The following is a 15,761-nucleotide window of genomic DNA, read 5'->3' on the forward strand; positions in this document are numbered from 1 at the left end:
CATGAATACCTCTCTCCCCGCCGCGCCGGAACGCGCGCATCTTCGCCTCGGGTTCGTCGCGCTCAGCGACGCGGCCCCGCTGATCGTCGCGCAGCGCCTGAACCTCGGCGCGCGTCATGGCCTCACGCTGGAATTGAGCCGCCAGCCGTCGTGGGCGGCCGTGCGCGACAAGCTGCTCAGCGGCGAGCTCGACGCCGCGCATGCGCTGTACGGGCTCGTCTGCGGGCTGCAGCTCGGCATCGGCGGCCCGCAGGCCGACATGGCCGCGCTGATGGTGCTGAACCGCAACGGCCAGGCGATCACGTTCTCGCGCGGCCTCGCCGACGCTTACCGCGAAACCGGCAGCGTGCGCGCCGCGTTCGCGACGCTCGGCCGCAAGCCGCTGCTCGCCCAGACCTTCCCGACCGGCACGCACGCGATGTGGCTGAACGCGTGGCTCGCGTCGCACGGCATCGATCCGCTGCGCGACGTGCGCAGCGTCGTGATTCCACCGCCCGAGATGGTCGCGGCGCTCGCGGGCGGCGAGCTCGACGGCTTCTGCGCAGGCGAGCCGTGGCACGCGGTGGCCGAAGCGTGCGGCGCGGGCCGCACCGTCGCCGTCACGAGCGAGATCTGGCCCGATCACCCGGAGAAGGTGCTCGCGACCCGACGCGATTTCGTCTCGCTGTATCCGGCCACCGCTCGTGCGCTGGTCCGCACGCTCGTCGACGCGTGCGCGTGGCTCGACAGCGCCGCGCACCGCCGCGAGGCGGCCGACTGGCTCGCGTCGCCCGACGCGCTCGGCGTGCCGGCCCGCCTGATCGCGCCGCGCCTGCTCGGCGACTACGGCGCGGGGCCGTTCGCGACGCCGCCGCTGCCGATCCGCTTTCACGACGGCGGCGCGGTGAACCGGCCCGACCCGCGCGAGGGCCAGTGGTTCCTGTCGCAATACCGGCGCTGGGGCATGCTCGACGGTTCGCACGACGACGCGGGCATCGCCGCGGCGATCGCGCAGACCGCGTTGTATGATGCCGCGGTCGCCGAAGGCGGCGCAGCGGGTCTGTCGCGGGCATAACGCGTGGCCGTAGCGCGCGCCGCGCAATGCAGCCGGTGCCCGCCGGCGCCACGCAGGCGGCCCGGCCGCTGACCGCCGGCCGCCCGTGCCGCGCATGCGGCACCGCGCTGCGATCCCATCCCCGCTCAGGATCCATGCCGAAACAAACACGCACGCCGCTCGACGTGCTGCTCACCGAAATCCGCGCGTGCCGTGCATGCGAAGCCGACCTGCCGCTCGGCCCGCGCCCGGTCGTGCGCGCGCATCGCCATGCACGCATCCTGATCGTCGGCCAGGCGCCGGGCGCGCGCGTCCACGCGAGCGGCATCCCGTGGGACGACGCGAGCGGCACGCGGCTGCGCGGCTGGCTCGGCGTCGACGCCGAGACCTTCTACGACGACACGCGCTTCGCGATCGTGCCGATGGGTTTCTGCTACCCGGGCCGCGGCGCGAGCGGCGACAACCCGCCGCGCCCCGAATGCGCGCCGCTGTGGCTCGACCGGCTGCTGGCCGAACTGCCGTCGATCCGGCTCACGCTGCTGATCGGCCAGTACGCGCAGCGGCATTTCCTGCGCGACACGCGCAAGGCGACGCTGACCGACACCGTGCAGGCCTGGCGCGACTACGGTCCCGCGATCCTGCCGCTGCCGCATCCGTCGCCGCGCAACCAGGCATGGTTCAAGCACCATCCGTGGTTCGACGCCGAGGTCGTGCCCGAGCTGCGGCGCCGGGTCGCGCCGCTCGCGACAGGCTGACCGCGCAGGCGCGGGGCCGCGCCCGTCCCCGTCGCGCCCGGTTCGCTGTACCATCGCGGCTCAACCGCGTCACGAACAGCACAATCCTTCATGCCCTCCACCGCCCCGCCGCGCCTGTACGGGATGCCCGAACGCAGCGACCGGCTCGATTTCTACATCCGCGACCAGGCGTCGCGCCAGGCGATCACCGAGCCGCACCGGCACGCGTATTTCCAGATCCAGTTCAACCTCGGCGGCGACACCGAGCAGCGCATCGGCGGCGTCACGCGGCCGTTTCCGCGCGGCGCGCTCGCGTTCGTGCTGCCGCACCGCGAGCACCTGATTCCGCATCCGGAAGGCGCGCATTTCGTCGTGATCAACTTCAGCCAGGCGTTCCTGCGCGCCGATCTCGACGTCGATCCGCTCGATCTCGAGGACGTGCCCGCGCACCGCTTCCCCGAACTGACGCCGTTCCGCTTCCAGGAGCACCTCGATTTCATCCTGACCGGCGATACGTACGACGAAGCGCGCCGCCTCGCACTGTGCATGCTCGACGCCGATCGCGCGCGCACGTTCGGCTCGACCACGTTGCTGCGCGGCTACCTGCTCCAGCTGATCGGGCTCGTCTGCACCCAGTACGCGGGCGCGCTCGACAAGCTCGCGCAGCGCGGCGCCCAGCGCGCCGGCCGGCGCGACGCACTGGCCCGCGTGCTGCGCCACGTCCGCGCGAACCTGACCCGCGAGGACCTGACGCTCGCCGCGACCGCCGAAGCCGCGTTTCTCTCCCCGAACTACCTCGCGCACCTGGTGCGCAAGGAAACCGGCAGCACCTTCACCGATCTCGTCACCGAGCGCCGGATCGCGCTCGCGCAGTCGCTGCTCGCCCATACCAGCCGGCGCATCGCGGACATCGCACGCTCGGTCGGCTTCCGCGACGAAGGGTATTTCGCGCGGCGCTTCCGCGCGCGGGTCGGCGTGTCGCCGAAGGCGTACCGCGACGCAAACGCCGCGCTGCCCGCCGCCGACGACGCGCAACCCGCCGACGCGTAGTTTTGTCCCGGTAAAACGCAGTTGCGTCGCATCCGCGCGCGCGCGCGTCGGGTATCGTTGCACGCATGCCGGCCGGCGCGCCGGCCATCCGTCTTCCTACCGAACGAGGCCAATCCGATGTCCGCCTATGTCATCGACGCCGCCGAGCGTCCTTCCGTCGAAGTCGAACAGTCGTCCGCGCGCTTTCCGGTGCGCCGCGTCTTCTGCGTCGGCCGCAACTACGCCGACCACGCCCACGAAATGGGCGCCGACCCCGACCGCGAACCGCCGTTCTTCTTCACGAAGCCGGCCGACGCGATCGTCCCGGCCAGCGGCACCGTCGCCTATCCGCCGCTGACGAACGATCTCCATCATGAAATCGAGCTGGTGGTCGCGATCGGCAAGGACGGCCGGTCGATCGACCCGGCCGACGCGCTGTCGCACGTGTGGGGCTACGGCGTCGGCGTCGACCTCACACGCCGCGACCTGCAGGCCGAAGCGAAGAAGCTGAGCCGGCCGTGGGACTGGGCGAAAGGTTTCGACGCATCGGGCCCGGTGACCGCGCTGCGCGCGGCGACGGCCACCGGCCACCCGGCGACCGGCCGCATCTGGCTCGCGGTCAACGGCGACACGCGCCAGCAAGGCGACCTCGCCGACATGATCTGGGCCGTGCCCGACGTCATCGCGTACGTGTCGCGCTCGGTCGAGCTGAAGGCCGGCGACCTGATCTTCACCGGCACGCCCGCCGGCGTCGGCGCGCTGCAGCCTGGCGATCGCGTGACGGGCGGCGTCGACGGCATCGCGACGTTCGAATTCGTGGTCGGCGCGAAGCCGTAACGCAGTGTGCAGGGCGGCCGCCCGCCGGGCCGCGCGGCGGGCGGGATTCCGATGCCGGTCAGTCGTACCGGCGCAGGAACGCGTCGGCGACGGCCGGCGGATTCAGCGCTTTCGCCGACGCGTTTTCCAGCGCCTCGGCCGCGTCGTCGTCGCTGATCGACACGAACAGCGTGATGGCCGCCCTGTCGTCGCCCGTGCCGAACACGCCGTCGCGATCGAGTAGCCGCAATGCCGCGATCATGTCGGCGTGCAGTTGCCGGGAAAATTCCGCGAATCGCGACCGGACGAACTGCGGGCTCAGCACTTCGTCGGCCAGCCTGCCGCAGATCGCGTTGAACGGCGACGCCTCGGCCGCCGCATACGCCCACTCGGACACGCCCCACACGAACCACGGATCGTCGTCCGCCACCGCCTGTTGCGCGCGGATCCGGCGCAGCCCTTCGACCGAATTGGCGGCCGGCACCACCGTCATCGCGCCGCTGTCGGTGTACAACGCAAACGCATAGAAATGCTCGTCCGGGTGCAACGCCCGCAGCGCCCTGAAGGTCGCCCTCGCGGCGTCGGCAATGTCCCGCTGGAAATCAGAAAAGTCGCTCATCGCATCCTCGTCCAGTCGCCCTTCGCGCTCGCCGGGACGCGCGGCGCGCGGATCATGCGTTGTCTCCCGGCATGCGGCGGATTGTCCGTCATTCGGCCGCGCGCCGGTACCGGGGCGCACCCGCGCTCACCCGGCGTCCTGCGCGTCGAACGCCCGCACGCACACGGCGGCCGCCAGCGCGATCGCCGCCGACAGCAGCATCATCGCGAGCGGCAGGTAGCCTGCGTTGCGCGGGGTCAGCAGCGCGCCTGTCAGCGACGCCAGCGCGGCGCCGCCGCCGATCGTCATCGCGCCGGCCAGCCCCGATGCGCTGCCTGCCAGCTCCGGGCGCACCGACACCGCGCCCGCATGGGCGCCGGGAGTGCTCAGCCCGTTGCCGATGCCGACCAGCACGCACGGCCCGAACCACGCGAGCGCATGCGTCGCGCCGCCGAACGCGAGTGCGAGGCCGATCAGCGGACCCGCACACGCCACGACCCGCCCGCACAGGATCGTCGTGGCCAGCGCGTAGCGGTGCGCAGCCCGCGCGGCCAGCAAGCTGCCGCACACGAAGCCGGCCGTGATCGTCCCCATGTAGAAGCCGATCTCCGCCGGCGCGATGCCGAACAGCGTTTTCGCGGCGAGCGGCGCGCCGGCCAGGAACGCATAGAATGCGCCCGTCGAAAACGCCATGCACAGCGCATAGGCCCAGAAACGGCGCGCATGCAGCAGCGCCGGATACGCTCGAAGCTGCTGCGCGAAGCTCGACGGCCGGCGTATATGGGTTTCGACGAGATCGCGCGCGCACCAGGCGAACAGCGCGATGCCGACTGCGGCCAGCAACCAGAAGCTTGCGCGCCACCCGACTGTCTGCTCGAGCACGCCGCCGAGCGTCGGGCCGAGCATCGGCGCGAACGCGGCGGCCATCGCCGCATAGCCGATCCGGCTCGCCGCGCGCGCACCGCCGCCGGTATCGCGGATCGCCGCCATCGACACCGGATAGACCGACGTGATCGCCGCCTGCATCAGCCGGCAGCCGAGAAACACGCGAATATCGGTCGCCATCGCGCAGCCGAGCGAACCGAGCGCGAATATCGCGACGCTCGTCAGCACGATCGGCCGCCGCCCGAACCGGTCGGACAGCGGCCCCGTCACGCATTCGAGCGACGCGGCCACCGCCGCATAACCGCCGAGCGACAGCGCGACGAGCGCATAGTCGGTGCGCAGGTCGCGCACGATCGCCGGCAGCGACGGCAGGAACAGGCTCAGCGGCAGGACCGACAACGCGCACAGCACAATCAACGTTGCATGCCGCGGCGACGCCGGGTCGGAAGCGGTCGACAGGTTCGATGACAAGCGAATGCCCTCCCGCGCACGGGCCGCACGGCCGTGCGCAACACAAAAAAAAGCCCCCGACCGACTCGGGGGCGCATGGGTGCCGGCGCGGTGCCGCTACCGGACCCTGCGCCTATGAATGACTACGATGAAGCAAGCCGTTTTCATGCCGAATGGCTCCTGAATGCGTGGCGGACCGCCAGCGATATCGGACGATGTTAGGCGGACGCCAGCAGCCGCGTCAACGCCCTACCGCACGCGCACCGAGACGAACTTCCGCGCGTTGTTGCGCTGGATCAGCACGGCGATCACGCTGCCGCCGCTCGCTTCGAGCGTCTGCACGTCGTCCGGCGTCTCGAGCAGCGTGTCGTTGAGTTCCAGCACGACATCGCCGGGCAGGATGCCTGCGCGCGCGGCCGGGCCGTGCACCGCATCCACCATCATCCCGACCGCGAGCCCCGTCGACCGACGCTCGGCGTCGCTCAGCGCGTGCATCGTCAGGCCGAGGCGGTCACCGCGGTCACCGCTGCCACCGGTGTCGCCGGGCTCGCCGGGCTCGCCGGCGGCCCGCCCCAGCCCCGGCCGTCCAGCGGCCTTCGGCGCGGCCGAGCCGACCGTTGCGGCCGCGCTCCCGCCCGCGTCGTCGGCACCGACGATCGTCAGCTTCATCGGCGCACGGTTGCGGATCACGCGCAGCGGCGCCTTCGCGCCGGGCGGCAGCGCGGCGGCCAGATCGTCCAGTTCCGCCGAGCGACCGATGGTCTTGTCGCCCATCTTCACGATCACGTCGCCGGGCTTCAGGCCGGCCGCGGCGGCCGGCGAGCCGGGCGCGACGCCATTGACGAGCGCGCCTGCCGGGCGCGGCAGCCCGAACGCCGCGGCCAGCCCGACACCGACGTCCTGCACCTCCGCGCCGAACGCATTGCCCGACGGCGCGCCCGGCGCGAGCGCCTGAGTCTGCTGTTGCGTCTGCATCTGCGCCTGCTGTTGCGCGCGCAACTGGGCGCGCATCCTTGCCGCGAATGCGATCGGAATGGCGAATGTCGTGCTGGCGTAGCGATCGGTGCCCGTATAGACCTGCACCGCGATGCCGATCACGTCGCCTGCGCGATTGAACACGGGGCCGCCCGAGTTGTCGGGGTTCGGTGCGATGTCGGTCTCGAAGAACGGAAACGCGCTGCCGTCCGCCAAGCGGCGCGACGTCGCGCTGACGATGCCGGCCGTGACCGTGTTGCCCGATCCGTCCGGCGCGCCGATCGTCATCACCGGTTCGCCCGCGCGGACTTTCGACGAATCGCCGACGCGCACGAACGGCAGCTTCGTCGCGTCGACGCGCAGCACGGCGACATCGCTTTGCGGATCGACGGCCAGCACCGTCCCCTTGAATTCGCGGCGGTCGGTGAGCCGCACCGTCACGTCGGTCGCCTCGTCGACCACATGGGCGGACGTGAGGATCAGGCCGTCGGCGCTGACGATGAAACCCGAGCCGCTGCCGGACACCGCACGCGGCGGCGTATCGGGCGCCGGCGTCTGCGCCGCCTGTGCAGGCGCCGCCGCGCCGTGCCGGAAGAACGCGGCAAGCGGATCGTCGGGATCGAGGGCGGCAAAGGCCGGCCCGCCGGTTTGCGGATCGGGCGTGGCGGCCAGGATGGTCACGACCGCCGGGCCGTAGCGCTCGACGATCGCCGGGAAGTCGACCGGCATCGCGTAAGGCGCGGCAGGCGGCCGCGCCTTCATCGCCGGCGGGGCGGCGTGCGGCGCGAGGGTACCGGCAACGGCGGCGGGCGGCGGCAAACATCCGGCAAACACGCCCCCGATCAACGCGGTGCGAAGCACGGCGCGAGCAAGCGTCTGGCAAACCACGGCGCCACCTCCCCCGGCAGCCGCGACGCTCCCCTGCGCGCGACGCGCAGGCGCCCGACAAGCACCGGTACACCCAACCATTTATAGCGCACGCGCCGGTTGGAACATACGAATCGAAACCCGTATGCCGGGAGGCGCCGTGGCGGCAGAGCCGCGACGGCGTTCGTTTCGAACAAAGCGCGCGGTTCGTCAATCCGAATATCCACCACGCAGCGGTGCGCGTGCCGGCGTCATCGTGGCGGTCTGCGGCCAATCGTCAGTCTGTCGCGCATCATCGACAGACAGCACGCAAACCGCGGATGGCCGGTCAGCAGTCCGCATCCGGCGACACGCCGGCGCCCCCTCCGTTCAGTGGCACGACAACACCGCCACCCCGCCGACGCCTTGCGTGTTCGGCAATGCAGCCGTGTAACCGACGGCGACCAGCGACATGCATGCAATGGCAACGAACAAGAATGATGGGCGGAGCGTCATCACGATCGGGCAGCAGGCAGTTGAAATCGCGAAACCATACCATCACGCGTCACCTGCGCCCACCCGCTCCGCGATCGTCGACACCATCCGCAACATCGGCTCGAACGCGTCGGCCGACGTATTGCCGAAACCGAGCACGAGCCCGTTGCCGGCCCGCGCCGTATCGATCGCGAAACCCGACAGCGGAAACGGGCCGATGCCATGCGCGCGCGCCGCATCGACGATCGCGCGATCGCGATAACGCGCCGGCAGCCGCAGCGCGAGATGCAGCCCGCACGGGCCGCCCTCGACCTGATGCGGCACGCTCAGGCTGCTATCGAGCGCGGCGAGCAGCAAACGCCGCCGGTCGCGATACAGCCGGCGCATCCGCCCGAGATGCCGGCCGTACTCGCCCGTCTCGATGAAATCGGCCAGCGCGAGCTGCACATGGCGCGTCCCGCCGCGCAGCATCTCCGGCAGCGCCGGCCGTACCGCGGCCAGCAACGCGTCGGGCAGCACGAGAAACCCGATCCGCAGCGCCGGAAACATCGTCTTGCTGAACGAGCCGAGATAGACGACCGGCGAATCGGGCGCGAGCCCCTGCATCGCGCCGATCGGCTCGCCGGTGTGACGGAATTCGCTGTCGTAGTCGTCCTCGATGATCCACGCGCGATGGCGGCGCGCCGCATCGATCAGCGCGAGCCGGCGCGAGATCGACAGCACGGCGCCGGTCGGGAACTGGTTCGACGGCGTCGTGTAGACGAGGCGCGGCGGCCGCTCGCGCCAGTCGTCCGGTTCCGCGCGCAGTCCTTCCGCGTCGACCGGCATCGGCACGACGTCGAGGTCCGCCGCCTGCATCGCGGTGCGCGCGCCGCGATAGCCGGGCTCCTCGACCCACACCGTATCGCCCGGATTCGTCAGCAACTGCGCGCACAGCGCGATCGCGCCCTGTGCGCCTTCGGTGATCACGATCTGCTCCGGATCGCAGCGCACGCCGCGCGTGACGGCCAGATGGCGCGCGATCGATTCGCGCAACGCAGGCTCGCCGAGCGGATCGCCGTACGCCAGCAGATCGCGGCCGGCACGGCGCAGCGCGCGGTCGATCGCATGCCGCCACGCGTCCACCGGGAAATGCGCCAGCGCGGGCACGCCCGGCCGGAAACCCTCCGATTCGCCGGCGCCGACGAGGCTCGGGCGAATCCGGCCGAGCCGCTGCGCGACGGCCGGCGGCGCCGCACGCCGGCGCGGCGGCGCCGGCCGCGACAGCCCGACGACCCGCGTACCGCGACGATCCGACTGCAGGAAGCCTTCGGCGACGAGCTGCTCGTACACGGCGGCCGTCGTATTGCGCGACACGCCGAGCATTTCGGCGAGCGCACGCGTGCCGGGCAGCCGCGTGCCGGCCGGCATCGCGCCGCCGAGAATCGCGTCGCGCACGCGGCGCAGCAACTGGCGCTGCAGCGAAGGCGCACCCGGCGCGCGCGCCAGCGGCGCATCGAGCGGCAGCAGCGGCGCGTCGCCGGAAGGAAAGGCAGTCGTCATTGGAACATCGCAGCGTGAAAGGCGGGAACGGGACGGACGGCCAGTGGTGCACGGCAAGCGTGCACACGGCTGACGGCCACCCCGCGTGGCGCCATAAATTTGCCATTCCCTGGCGCTTCTCATGGTACCTCGCCGGGACTACGATCGTCTGCATGCCGGCATGTCGCCGGCCGCCAACCGAAGCGAGATCGACCTTGCCCACGCTCACCAACGCTTTCCAGCAGCCCATCGGCCACCCCGTTCCCGACTGGTCCGCGCGTCCGCGCCCCGAGCGCATCGCGCTCGAAGGCCGCTACTGCCGGCTCGAACCGCTCGACGCCGAACGCCATGCGGCCGACCTGTACGCCGCCTACGCGCAGGCGCCCGACGGCAGCGACTGGACCTATCTCGCGCACGGCCCGTACGCGGACGCGTCCAGCTACCGCGACTACGCGCGCGGCGCACAGGCGAGCACCGACCCGCTGCACTACACGGTGATCGACCGCGCCACCGGCCGCGCGGTCGGCACGCTCGCACTGATGCGCATCGATCCGGCCAACGGTGTGATCGAGGTCGGCTCCGTCACGTTCTCGCCGCTGCTCAAGCGCACGCCGGTATCGACGGAAGCGCAGTTCCTGCTGATGAAGTATGCGTTCGACACGCTCGGCTACCGGCGCTACGAATGGAAGTGCGACGACCTGAACGCGCCGTCGCGCAAGGCGGCTGCGCGCCTCGGCTTCCGCTACGAAGGCACGTTCCGGCAGGCGATCGTCTACCGCGGCCGCAATCGCGACACCGCGTGGTTCTCGATCATCGACGGCGAATGGCCGGCCGTCCGCGCCGCGTTCGACGCGTGGCTCGCGCCGGAGAACTTCGACGCCGAAGGCAACCAGCGCCAGTCGCTCACCGCGATCCGCCATGCGCAAGCCGCCGCGCGCGACGCCGCCGGCCGCGCGAACGACGCGACGCGCGTGACGGTGCGCCCGCTCGTCGCCGCCGACGAAGCCGCGTGGCGTCCGCTGTGGCAGGGTTACCAGACGTTCTATGACACCGCGTTGAGCGACGCGGTGTTCGCGACGACCTGGGCCCGCCTGATGGACCCGGACGAGCCGATGTTCGTGCTCGGCGCGTTCGACGCGTCGGGTGCACTGGTCGGGATCGTGCATGCGATCTACCACCGCTCGTGCTGGACCGAAGGGCCGTACTGCTACCTGCAGGACCTGTACACGGCGCCCGACGCGCGCGGGCAAGGCGCGGGCGGCGCGCTGATCGAGGCCGTGTACGAACGGGCCCGCGAAGCCGGCGCGAGCCGCGTGTACTGGCTCACGCACGAGACCAACACGACCGCGCGCGCGTTGTACGACAAGCTCGCCAACAACGCCGGGTTCATCCAGTACCGGCACGACCTGAAGAAATAACGTCGTCGCCGGACAGCCGATGGTCAGCCATGAACATCGGCCGGATGGCGTGCGTCGTCGTCCTCCGGCGCGCGATCGCACGCCGCACCGGCCATACCGGGCACCGATGCCGGGTGGATCATCTCGTCACCGTTGGCCGGCACGGGCCGCCGCACGGGCCGGAACACCGGCTCGCCCGGCTCGATCGTCTGCCCCGAGAGCGCGCAGCGACCAGGCTGCAACGCGACGCGCAGGCGCCAGCGCTGCTCGCCGTAATGACAGCGTCCGCTCTCGACCCATCGCACCAGCAGTGCATCGTCGCCAGCCTCCAGTACCGTGACGAACAGTTGCGGGCGCAACGGCGACGCCGCGGCCGTCGCATGCGCCGGAATCGGCGCACGGCCGATCGTCGCGAGCGGATGCGCGACCATGCCGTCGCGCGACGGCAGCGCGTCCTCTTCGTCGAGCGCGGATGCGGACACGTCGCACGACCGGTCTTCTTCGCAGATCAGGCTTTCCATGGTGTTGAGCATGCTTGACGGACTCCCGTGCAGGTGGACCGACGCAGGCGCCGCCCTCAGCGCCGGCCCATCGGTTCGCGCCGCAGGAGCGGACCGAGCGCCACGCCGGTAGCCGCGCGACGGCGGCATGGCCGCATCGGCCGCGCAGGCGCTTCGGTCATCTTCACCGCCATCGAAGCGGCAGCGTGCAACGGGATGTCTCACGCGCGCGCAATCGGACTGGCGCACATGATACAAATTGAAGTTAACTTCAAGTAAAGGGGTAGCGTGCGCAACGATCCGTTTCGGCGATGGCGGCAATGGCCGGCGCGACACGCGACGACATCCTGGTCTAAGCTGTCGCTTCCCCGACAACACTGCGCACCTACGCATGCCGACCGCCTCCCCCGCCCCGGCCACGCTGTTCCCCCTCGACGACGCCTGGTCCACCTTCCCGCGCCGCAAGGCGGCCGTACGCGCGTTCATCGCCGGATACTGCGCCGCGCGCGACCGGCGCGATGCGCCGCTGCACGACGGCCCGGACGGCCATGTCGTGCAGTTCGACGACGCGATGGGCCGGCCGTTCGAGCATTTCATGATCGAGGGTGCGCCCGTCGCCGGCGCCGGCCCGTTTGCCGTCGGCGCGTGGATCACGCGCTACGGCGCGGCCCCGCTGCCGCCCGCGCTGCACGGCAGGACGCGCCGGCTGACCGACGAGCACTTCATGGTCGCCGATATCGATGAGCTGTCCGGCGACGACGCGCTCGCGCAAACGCTCGCCTGCGACACGCCCGACGCGATCGCCGCCTTCAACGCCAGCGGCGCGTTTCCGCCGTTCCAGCCGAATCCGGCCGCGTTCCTGTTCGCGCACCGCGTCGACGGGCAGATCGCGGCCACCGCGCGCTACGGCTTCGCGTCGCCGCGCGATATCGTCGTCGACCGCGTCGGGACAGCGGACGCCTACCGGCGCCGCGGCCTGGCGACGCAGTTGCTCGCCGCGATCGTCGCGCACGCGCGGCGCCGCGGTGCGCAGCGCGTGTGGCTCATCTCGACCGAAGCCGGCCAGCCGCTGTACCGCGCCGCCGGATTCACGCCGCTCGCGACGGTTGCCGTGGACGAAGTGCTCGCCTGAACGCGGATCGAACCGCGTCCCCCGCCCCGTTCGTCTCGCGATTCGTCTCATTGCGCTGAGACGAACGTCCCGGCGTCTCACTCCACTCGCCGTTTCGCTATCGCAGCAAATTCGACACGCCATTTCTTCCGAATCTTTACGGGACGGCGGAAAGCGACATGGTGCAGCGCGCGTCCCACGCACCGTCCGACCGCCACGCACAGCCCTGATTCACGCTGGCCCCGTTCCTGCATACCGGTCGATCGCGCAATCGCGCGACGGGCGCACCGGCAGCGTTGCCGCGCGCCCGACGACAACCTGACGGAGACAGCAACGTGAGCACACCGGTATCGATCACCCCGCCCAGCATGAAAGCCGCCGTCTGGCATGGCCGCCACGACATCCGCGTCGAACAGGTTCCCGTTCCGGAGCGCCCGCCCGCCGGCTGGGTCACGATTCGCGTGCACTGGTGCGGCATCTGCGGCTCCGACCTGCACGAATACGTCGCCGGGCCGGTGTTCATCCCGGTCGACGCACCGCATCCGCTGACCGGCCTGAAGGGCCAGTGCATCCTCGGCCACGAGTTCAGCGGCGAGATCGCCGAACTCGGCGCGGGCGTGTCGGGCTTCGCGGTCGGCGACCGCGTGACGGCCGACGCGTGCCAGCATTGCGGCACCTGCTGGTACTGCCGGCACGGGCTGTACAACATCTGCGAGAACCTCGCGTTCACCGGGCTGATGAACAACGGTGCGTTCGCCGAATACGTGAACGTGCCGGCCGAACTGCTGTACAAGCTGCCCGACGATTTCCCGACCGAGGCCGGCGCGCTGATCGAACCGCTCGCGGTCGGGCTGCATGCGGTGAAGAAGGCCGGCAACATCGTCGGGCAGACCGTCGTCGTGGTCGGCGCTGGCACGATCGGCCTGTGCACGATCATGTGCGCGAAGGCCGCGGGCGCCGGGCGCGTGATCGCGCTGGAGATGTCGGCCGCGCGCAAGCAGAAGGCGCTGGAGGTCGGCGCGAGCGTCGTGATCGATCCGAAGACGTCCGACGCGATCGCGGAAGTCAGGGCACTGACGGGCGGCTACGGCGCCGACGTGTCGTTCGAGTGCATCGGCCACACGACCACCGCGAAGCTTGCGATCGACGTGATCCGCAAGGCCGGCAAGTCGGTGATGGTCGGCATCTTCGAGGAACCGGCGCCGTTCAACTTCTTCGACATCGTGTCGACCGAGAAGGAAGTGATCGGCTCGCTCGCGTACAACGGCGAATTCGCGGACGTGATCCGCTTCATCGCGGACGGCCGCATCGACGTGCAGCCGCTCATCACCGGCCGCATCGCGCTCGGCGACATCGTCACGCGCGGCTTCGAGGAACTGGTCAACCACAAGGACCGCAACGTGAAGATCATCGTCCAGCCGGCCGTCTCCTGACCGCACGCGCGGCCGCGGCATCGATTCACGCCGCGCCGCGCAGGCTCGCGTACCGCCAACGCATCCCGATCGACGACGTGCCGCGACACGATGCCACGCGACGGCGCGATCGCGCAGGGCGCCACGGCCCTGCCGCCGCATGCGCCGATCGATCCGCCGGCCCCTGCACTCGGGTACGGTGAATCGCTGTCGCGGCAGGCGACACCGCAACCCCGCACGATTCTTCGATATACTGGACCGAACCCTTTTCGGGGCAACCGGGACAACGGCGCCTTTCGCGCGTCCGCCCCGACCTGCGTGGACTAGCGCACCGTGAAACCGCGAGCCGGACTGATTCTCGAACTCTTCGTCAACCTCGTGCTGCCCTGGGTGGCCTATCGGGTCGCGCGTCCGTATTTCGGCGAAACGGGCGCGCTGTACGCGTCGGCGGTTCCGCCGATCATCTGGTCGATCGTCGAATTCATCCGCTCGCGCCGCGTCGACGCGGTAGCGGCCATCGTGCTGCTCGGCATCACGCTGTCGATCGTCGGGATGGCGTTCGGCGGCAGCCCGCGCACGCTGCTGATGCGCGAGTCGATCGGGTCGGGCACGATCGGCATCGTGTTCCTGCTGTCGCTGTTCCGCGAACGCCCGCTGATCTACTATCTGGCCCGCGCCACCGTGGCCCGCGAGATGGACGGCGGCGCCGCGCACTTCGAAGCCGTCTGGGACGCGCAGCCGGGCCTGCGGCAGATGCTGCGGCTGATGACGTTCGTGTGGGGCGCCATCATGACGACCGAGATGCTGCTGCGCTGGTGGATGGTCTTCCACTGGCCGGTCGAACGCGTGCTGGTCGTGTCGCCGGTCATGGGCTACACGGTATTCGGCTGCCTGCTGCTGTGGACGTTCTGGTACCGGCGGCGGATGCGCGTGCGCAACAGCGTCGACATCCCGGGCCGCAGCGGCGTCACCGAAACGGCCGGCCGCTGACACGCGGCTGGCCCGTTGCCCGGCGGCATGTCACGGCGCCTGCTGTATGATGCGCGGCGTCTCGTCCGCCGATCCGTTTCCCGTCATGACCCTTTCGCTCCTTCCGTGTGCCACGATCTGGCTCGCCCTGTTCGCGGCCGCCGCATTCGCGTGGCATCGCCCGCTGCACGGCCTGAGCATCGGCCTCGCCGCGCTCGGCTATGCGGGCGCGCTGGCGTTCGGCCAGCTTGCGCCGATCACGCTGGCACCGTTCGCGCTGCTGATCGCGGCCGGCTGGGGCGTGTTGCCCGGGCGCCCGCTCGCGGTGCGCATCGCCGCGCACCTCGTCTTTGCCGCGCTCGCGATCGCGCTGAGCCTGCACCTGATTCCCGGCTTCCACAATCCGCGCGTGATCGGGCCGATCCGCTTCACGCCGGACGCCGTGCCGTTCACGATGTACCTGAATTTCGACAAGCCGCTCGTCGGCCTGTGGCTCCTGTGGGTACTGCCGTGGGTCGCCCCCGACGTCGCGCTGTCGCGCGCGCTGCGCACCGGCGTCGTGGCGGCCGTCGCAACGGCTGCCGCGTGCCTGGTCGGCGCGCTCGCGTTCGGGATGGTCGGCTGGGCGCCCAAATGGCCGCCGTCCGGCTGGCTGTGGCTCGCGAACAACCTGTTGCTGGTGACGCTCGCCGAGGAAGCGCTGTTCCGCGGCTACGTGCAAGGCGGGCTGACCCGCGTGCTCCATGCCTACTCATGGGGCCCGTGGGTCGCGCTCGCAATCGGCGCGGTGCTGTTCGGCGCCGCGCACGCGGCCGGCGGCTGGCCATGGATCGTGCTCGGCACGGTGGCCGGCATCGGCTACGGGGTCGCGTGGCGGCGCGGCGGCCTGCTCGCCGCCGCGCTCGCGCATGCGGGGCTGAACGTCGTCCACTTCGGCCTGTTCACCTACCCGATGCTCGCCGCCGCGCGCTGATCGCGACGCCGGCACCG

Annotated in this window: 14 protein-coding genes; 9 read left to right on the forward strand and 5 right to left on the reverse strand. The window is 70.9% G+C overall.

From position 1 onward, the window contains the following. Position 1 precedes the first annotated feature (1 nt). From A9Z05_RS09880 to A9Z05_RS09895, 4 genes are all read left to right on the forward strand, one after another. The gene (locus A9Z05_RS09880) at positions 2–1,054 is read left to right on the forward strand and encodes a CmpA/NrtA family ABC transporter substrate-binding protein (RefSeq protein ID WP_069617923.1); all 1,053 of its coding nucleotides are present in this window, start codon (positions 2–4) and stop codon (positions 1,052–1,054) included. A gap of 134 nt (positions 1,055–1,188) precedes the next feature. Then, positions 1,189–1,788: a uracil-DNA glycosylase family protein gene (locus tag A9Z05_RS09885; RefSeq protein WP_069617924.1), complete on the forward strand. Its 600-nt coding sequence runs from the start codon at positions 1,189–1,191 to the stop codon at positions 1,786–1,788. Positions 1,789–1,878: 90 nt separating this feature from the next. Continuing rightward, positions 1,879–2,817: an AraC family transcriptional regulator gene (locus A9Z05_RS09890; RefSeq protein WP_069617925.1), complete on the forward strand. Its 939-nt coding sequence runs from the start codon at positions 1,879–1,881 to the stop codon at positions 2,815–2,817. 117 nt (positions 2,818–2,934) lie between these two features. Next, a complete protein-coding gene (locus tag A9Z05_RS09895) occupies positions 2,935–3,633 on the forward strand; it encodes a fumarylacetoacetate hydrolase family protein (RefSeq protein WP_069617926.1) in 699 nt (232 codons plus the stop codon). Positions 3,634–3,691: 58 nt separating this feature from the next. Here A9Z05_RS09895 and A9Z05_RS09900 read toward each other — a convergent pair whose 3' ends face one another. From A9Z05_RS09900 to A9Z05_RS09915, 4 genes are all read right to left on the reverse strand, one after another. Further along, positions 3,692–4,231 carry a DUF4303 domain-containing protein gene (locus tag A9Z05_RS09900; protein ID WP_069617927.1) on the reverse strand — a complete coding sequence of 180 codons (540 nt, stop codon included), beginning with the start codon at positions 4,229–4,231 and terminating at the stop codon, positions 3,692–3,694. Positions 4,232–4,357: 126 nt separating this feature from the next. Continuing rightward, a complete protein-coding gene (locus tag A9Z05_RS09905; protein ID WP_069617928.1) occupies positions 4,358–5,566 on the reverse strand; it encodes an MFS transporter in 1,209 nt (402 codons plus the stop codon). 228 nt (positions 5,567–5,794) lie between these two features. After that, the gene (locus A9Z05_RS38310) at positions 5,795–7,408 is read right to left on the reverse strand and encodes a trypsin-like peptidase domain-containing protein (RefSeq protein ID WP_176730188.1); all 1,614 of its coding nucleotides are present in this window, start codon (positions 7,406–7,408) and stop codon (positions 5,795–5,797) included. A gap of 516 nt (positions 7,409–7,924) precedes the next feature. Continuing rightward, positions 7,925–9,403 carry a PLP-dependent aminotransferase family protein gene (locus A9Z05_RS09915; RefSeq protein WP_069617930.1) on the reverse strand — a complete coding sequence of 493 codons (1,479 nt, stop codon included), beginning with the start codon at positions 9,401–9,403 and terminating at the stop codon, positions 7,925–7,927. Between the two features lie 194 nt (positions 9,404–9,597). Here A9Z05_RS09915 and A9Z05_RS09920 point away from each other — a divergent pair, with 194 nt between their 5' ends. Then, the gene (locus A9Z05_RS09920; RefSeq protein ID WP_069617931.1) at positions 9,598–10,800 is read left to right on the forward strand and encodes a GNAT family N-acetyltransferase; all 1,203 of its coding nucleotides are present in this window, start codon (positions 9,598–9,600) and stop codon (positions 10,798–10,800) included. A gap of 23 nt (positions 10,801–10,823) precedes the next feature. Here the strand turns inward: A9Z05_RS09920 and A9Z05_RS09925 are convergent, their stop codons facing one another. Then, positions 10,824–11,312, reverse strand: a complete 489-nt coding sequence (locus A9Z05_RS09925) for a DUF3331 domain-containing protein (protein WP_069617932.1) — start codon at positions 11,310–11,312, stop codon at positions 10,824–10,826. A 358-nt stretch (positions 11,313–11,670) separates the two neighbouring features. On the opposite strand from A9Z05_RS09925, the gene A9Z05_RS09930 reads away from it, so the two are divergent. The 4 genes from A9Z05_RS09930 to A9Z05_RS09945 all read left to right on the forward strand — a co-directional run bounded on the left by A9Z05_RS09930 (position 11,671) and on the right by A9Z05_RS09945 (position 15,744). Beyond that, positions 11,671–12,411, forward strand: a complete 741-nt coding sequence (locus tag A9Z05_RS09930) for a GNAT family N-acetyltransferase (RefSeq protein WP_069617933.1) — start codon at positions 11,671–11,673, stop codon at positions 12,409–12,411. A 347-nt stretch (positions 12,412–12,758) separates the two neighbouring features. Beyond that, positions 12,759–13,823, forward strand: a complete 1,065-nt coding sequence (locus A9Z05_RS09935) for a 2,3-butanediol dehydrogenase (protein ID WP_069617934.1) — start codon at positions 12,759–12,761, stop codon at positions 13,821–13,823. Between the two features lie 312 nt (positions 13,824–14,135). After that, complete coding sequence (locus A9Z05_RS09940) at positions 14,136–14,792, forward strand: VC0807 family protein (protein WP_069617935.1); 657 nt, start codon at positions 14,136–14,138, stop codon at positions 14,790–14,792. An 85-nt stretch (positions 14,793–14,877) separates the two neighbouring features. Beyond that, positions 14,878–15,744: a CPBP family intramembrane glutamic endopeptidase gene (locus A9Z05_RS09945; RefSeq protein WP_069618043.1), complete on the forward strand. Its 867-nt coding sequence runs from the start codon at positions 14,878–14,880 to the stop codon at positions 15,742–15,744. Positions 15,745–15,761: the final 17 nt, after the last annotated feature.

The organism is Burkholderia sp. A2, from assembly GCF_001729305.1.
In the GTDB taxonomy this organism is placed as follows: Bacteria; Pseudomonadota; Gammaproteobacteria; order Burkholderiales; family Burkholderiaceae; genus Burkholderia; species Burkholderia sola.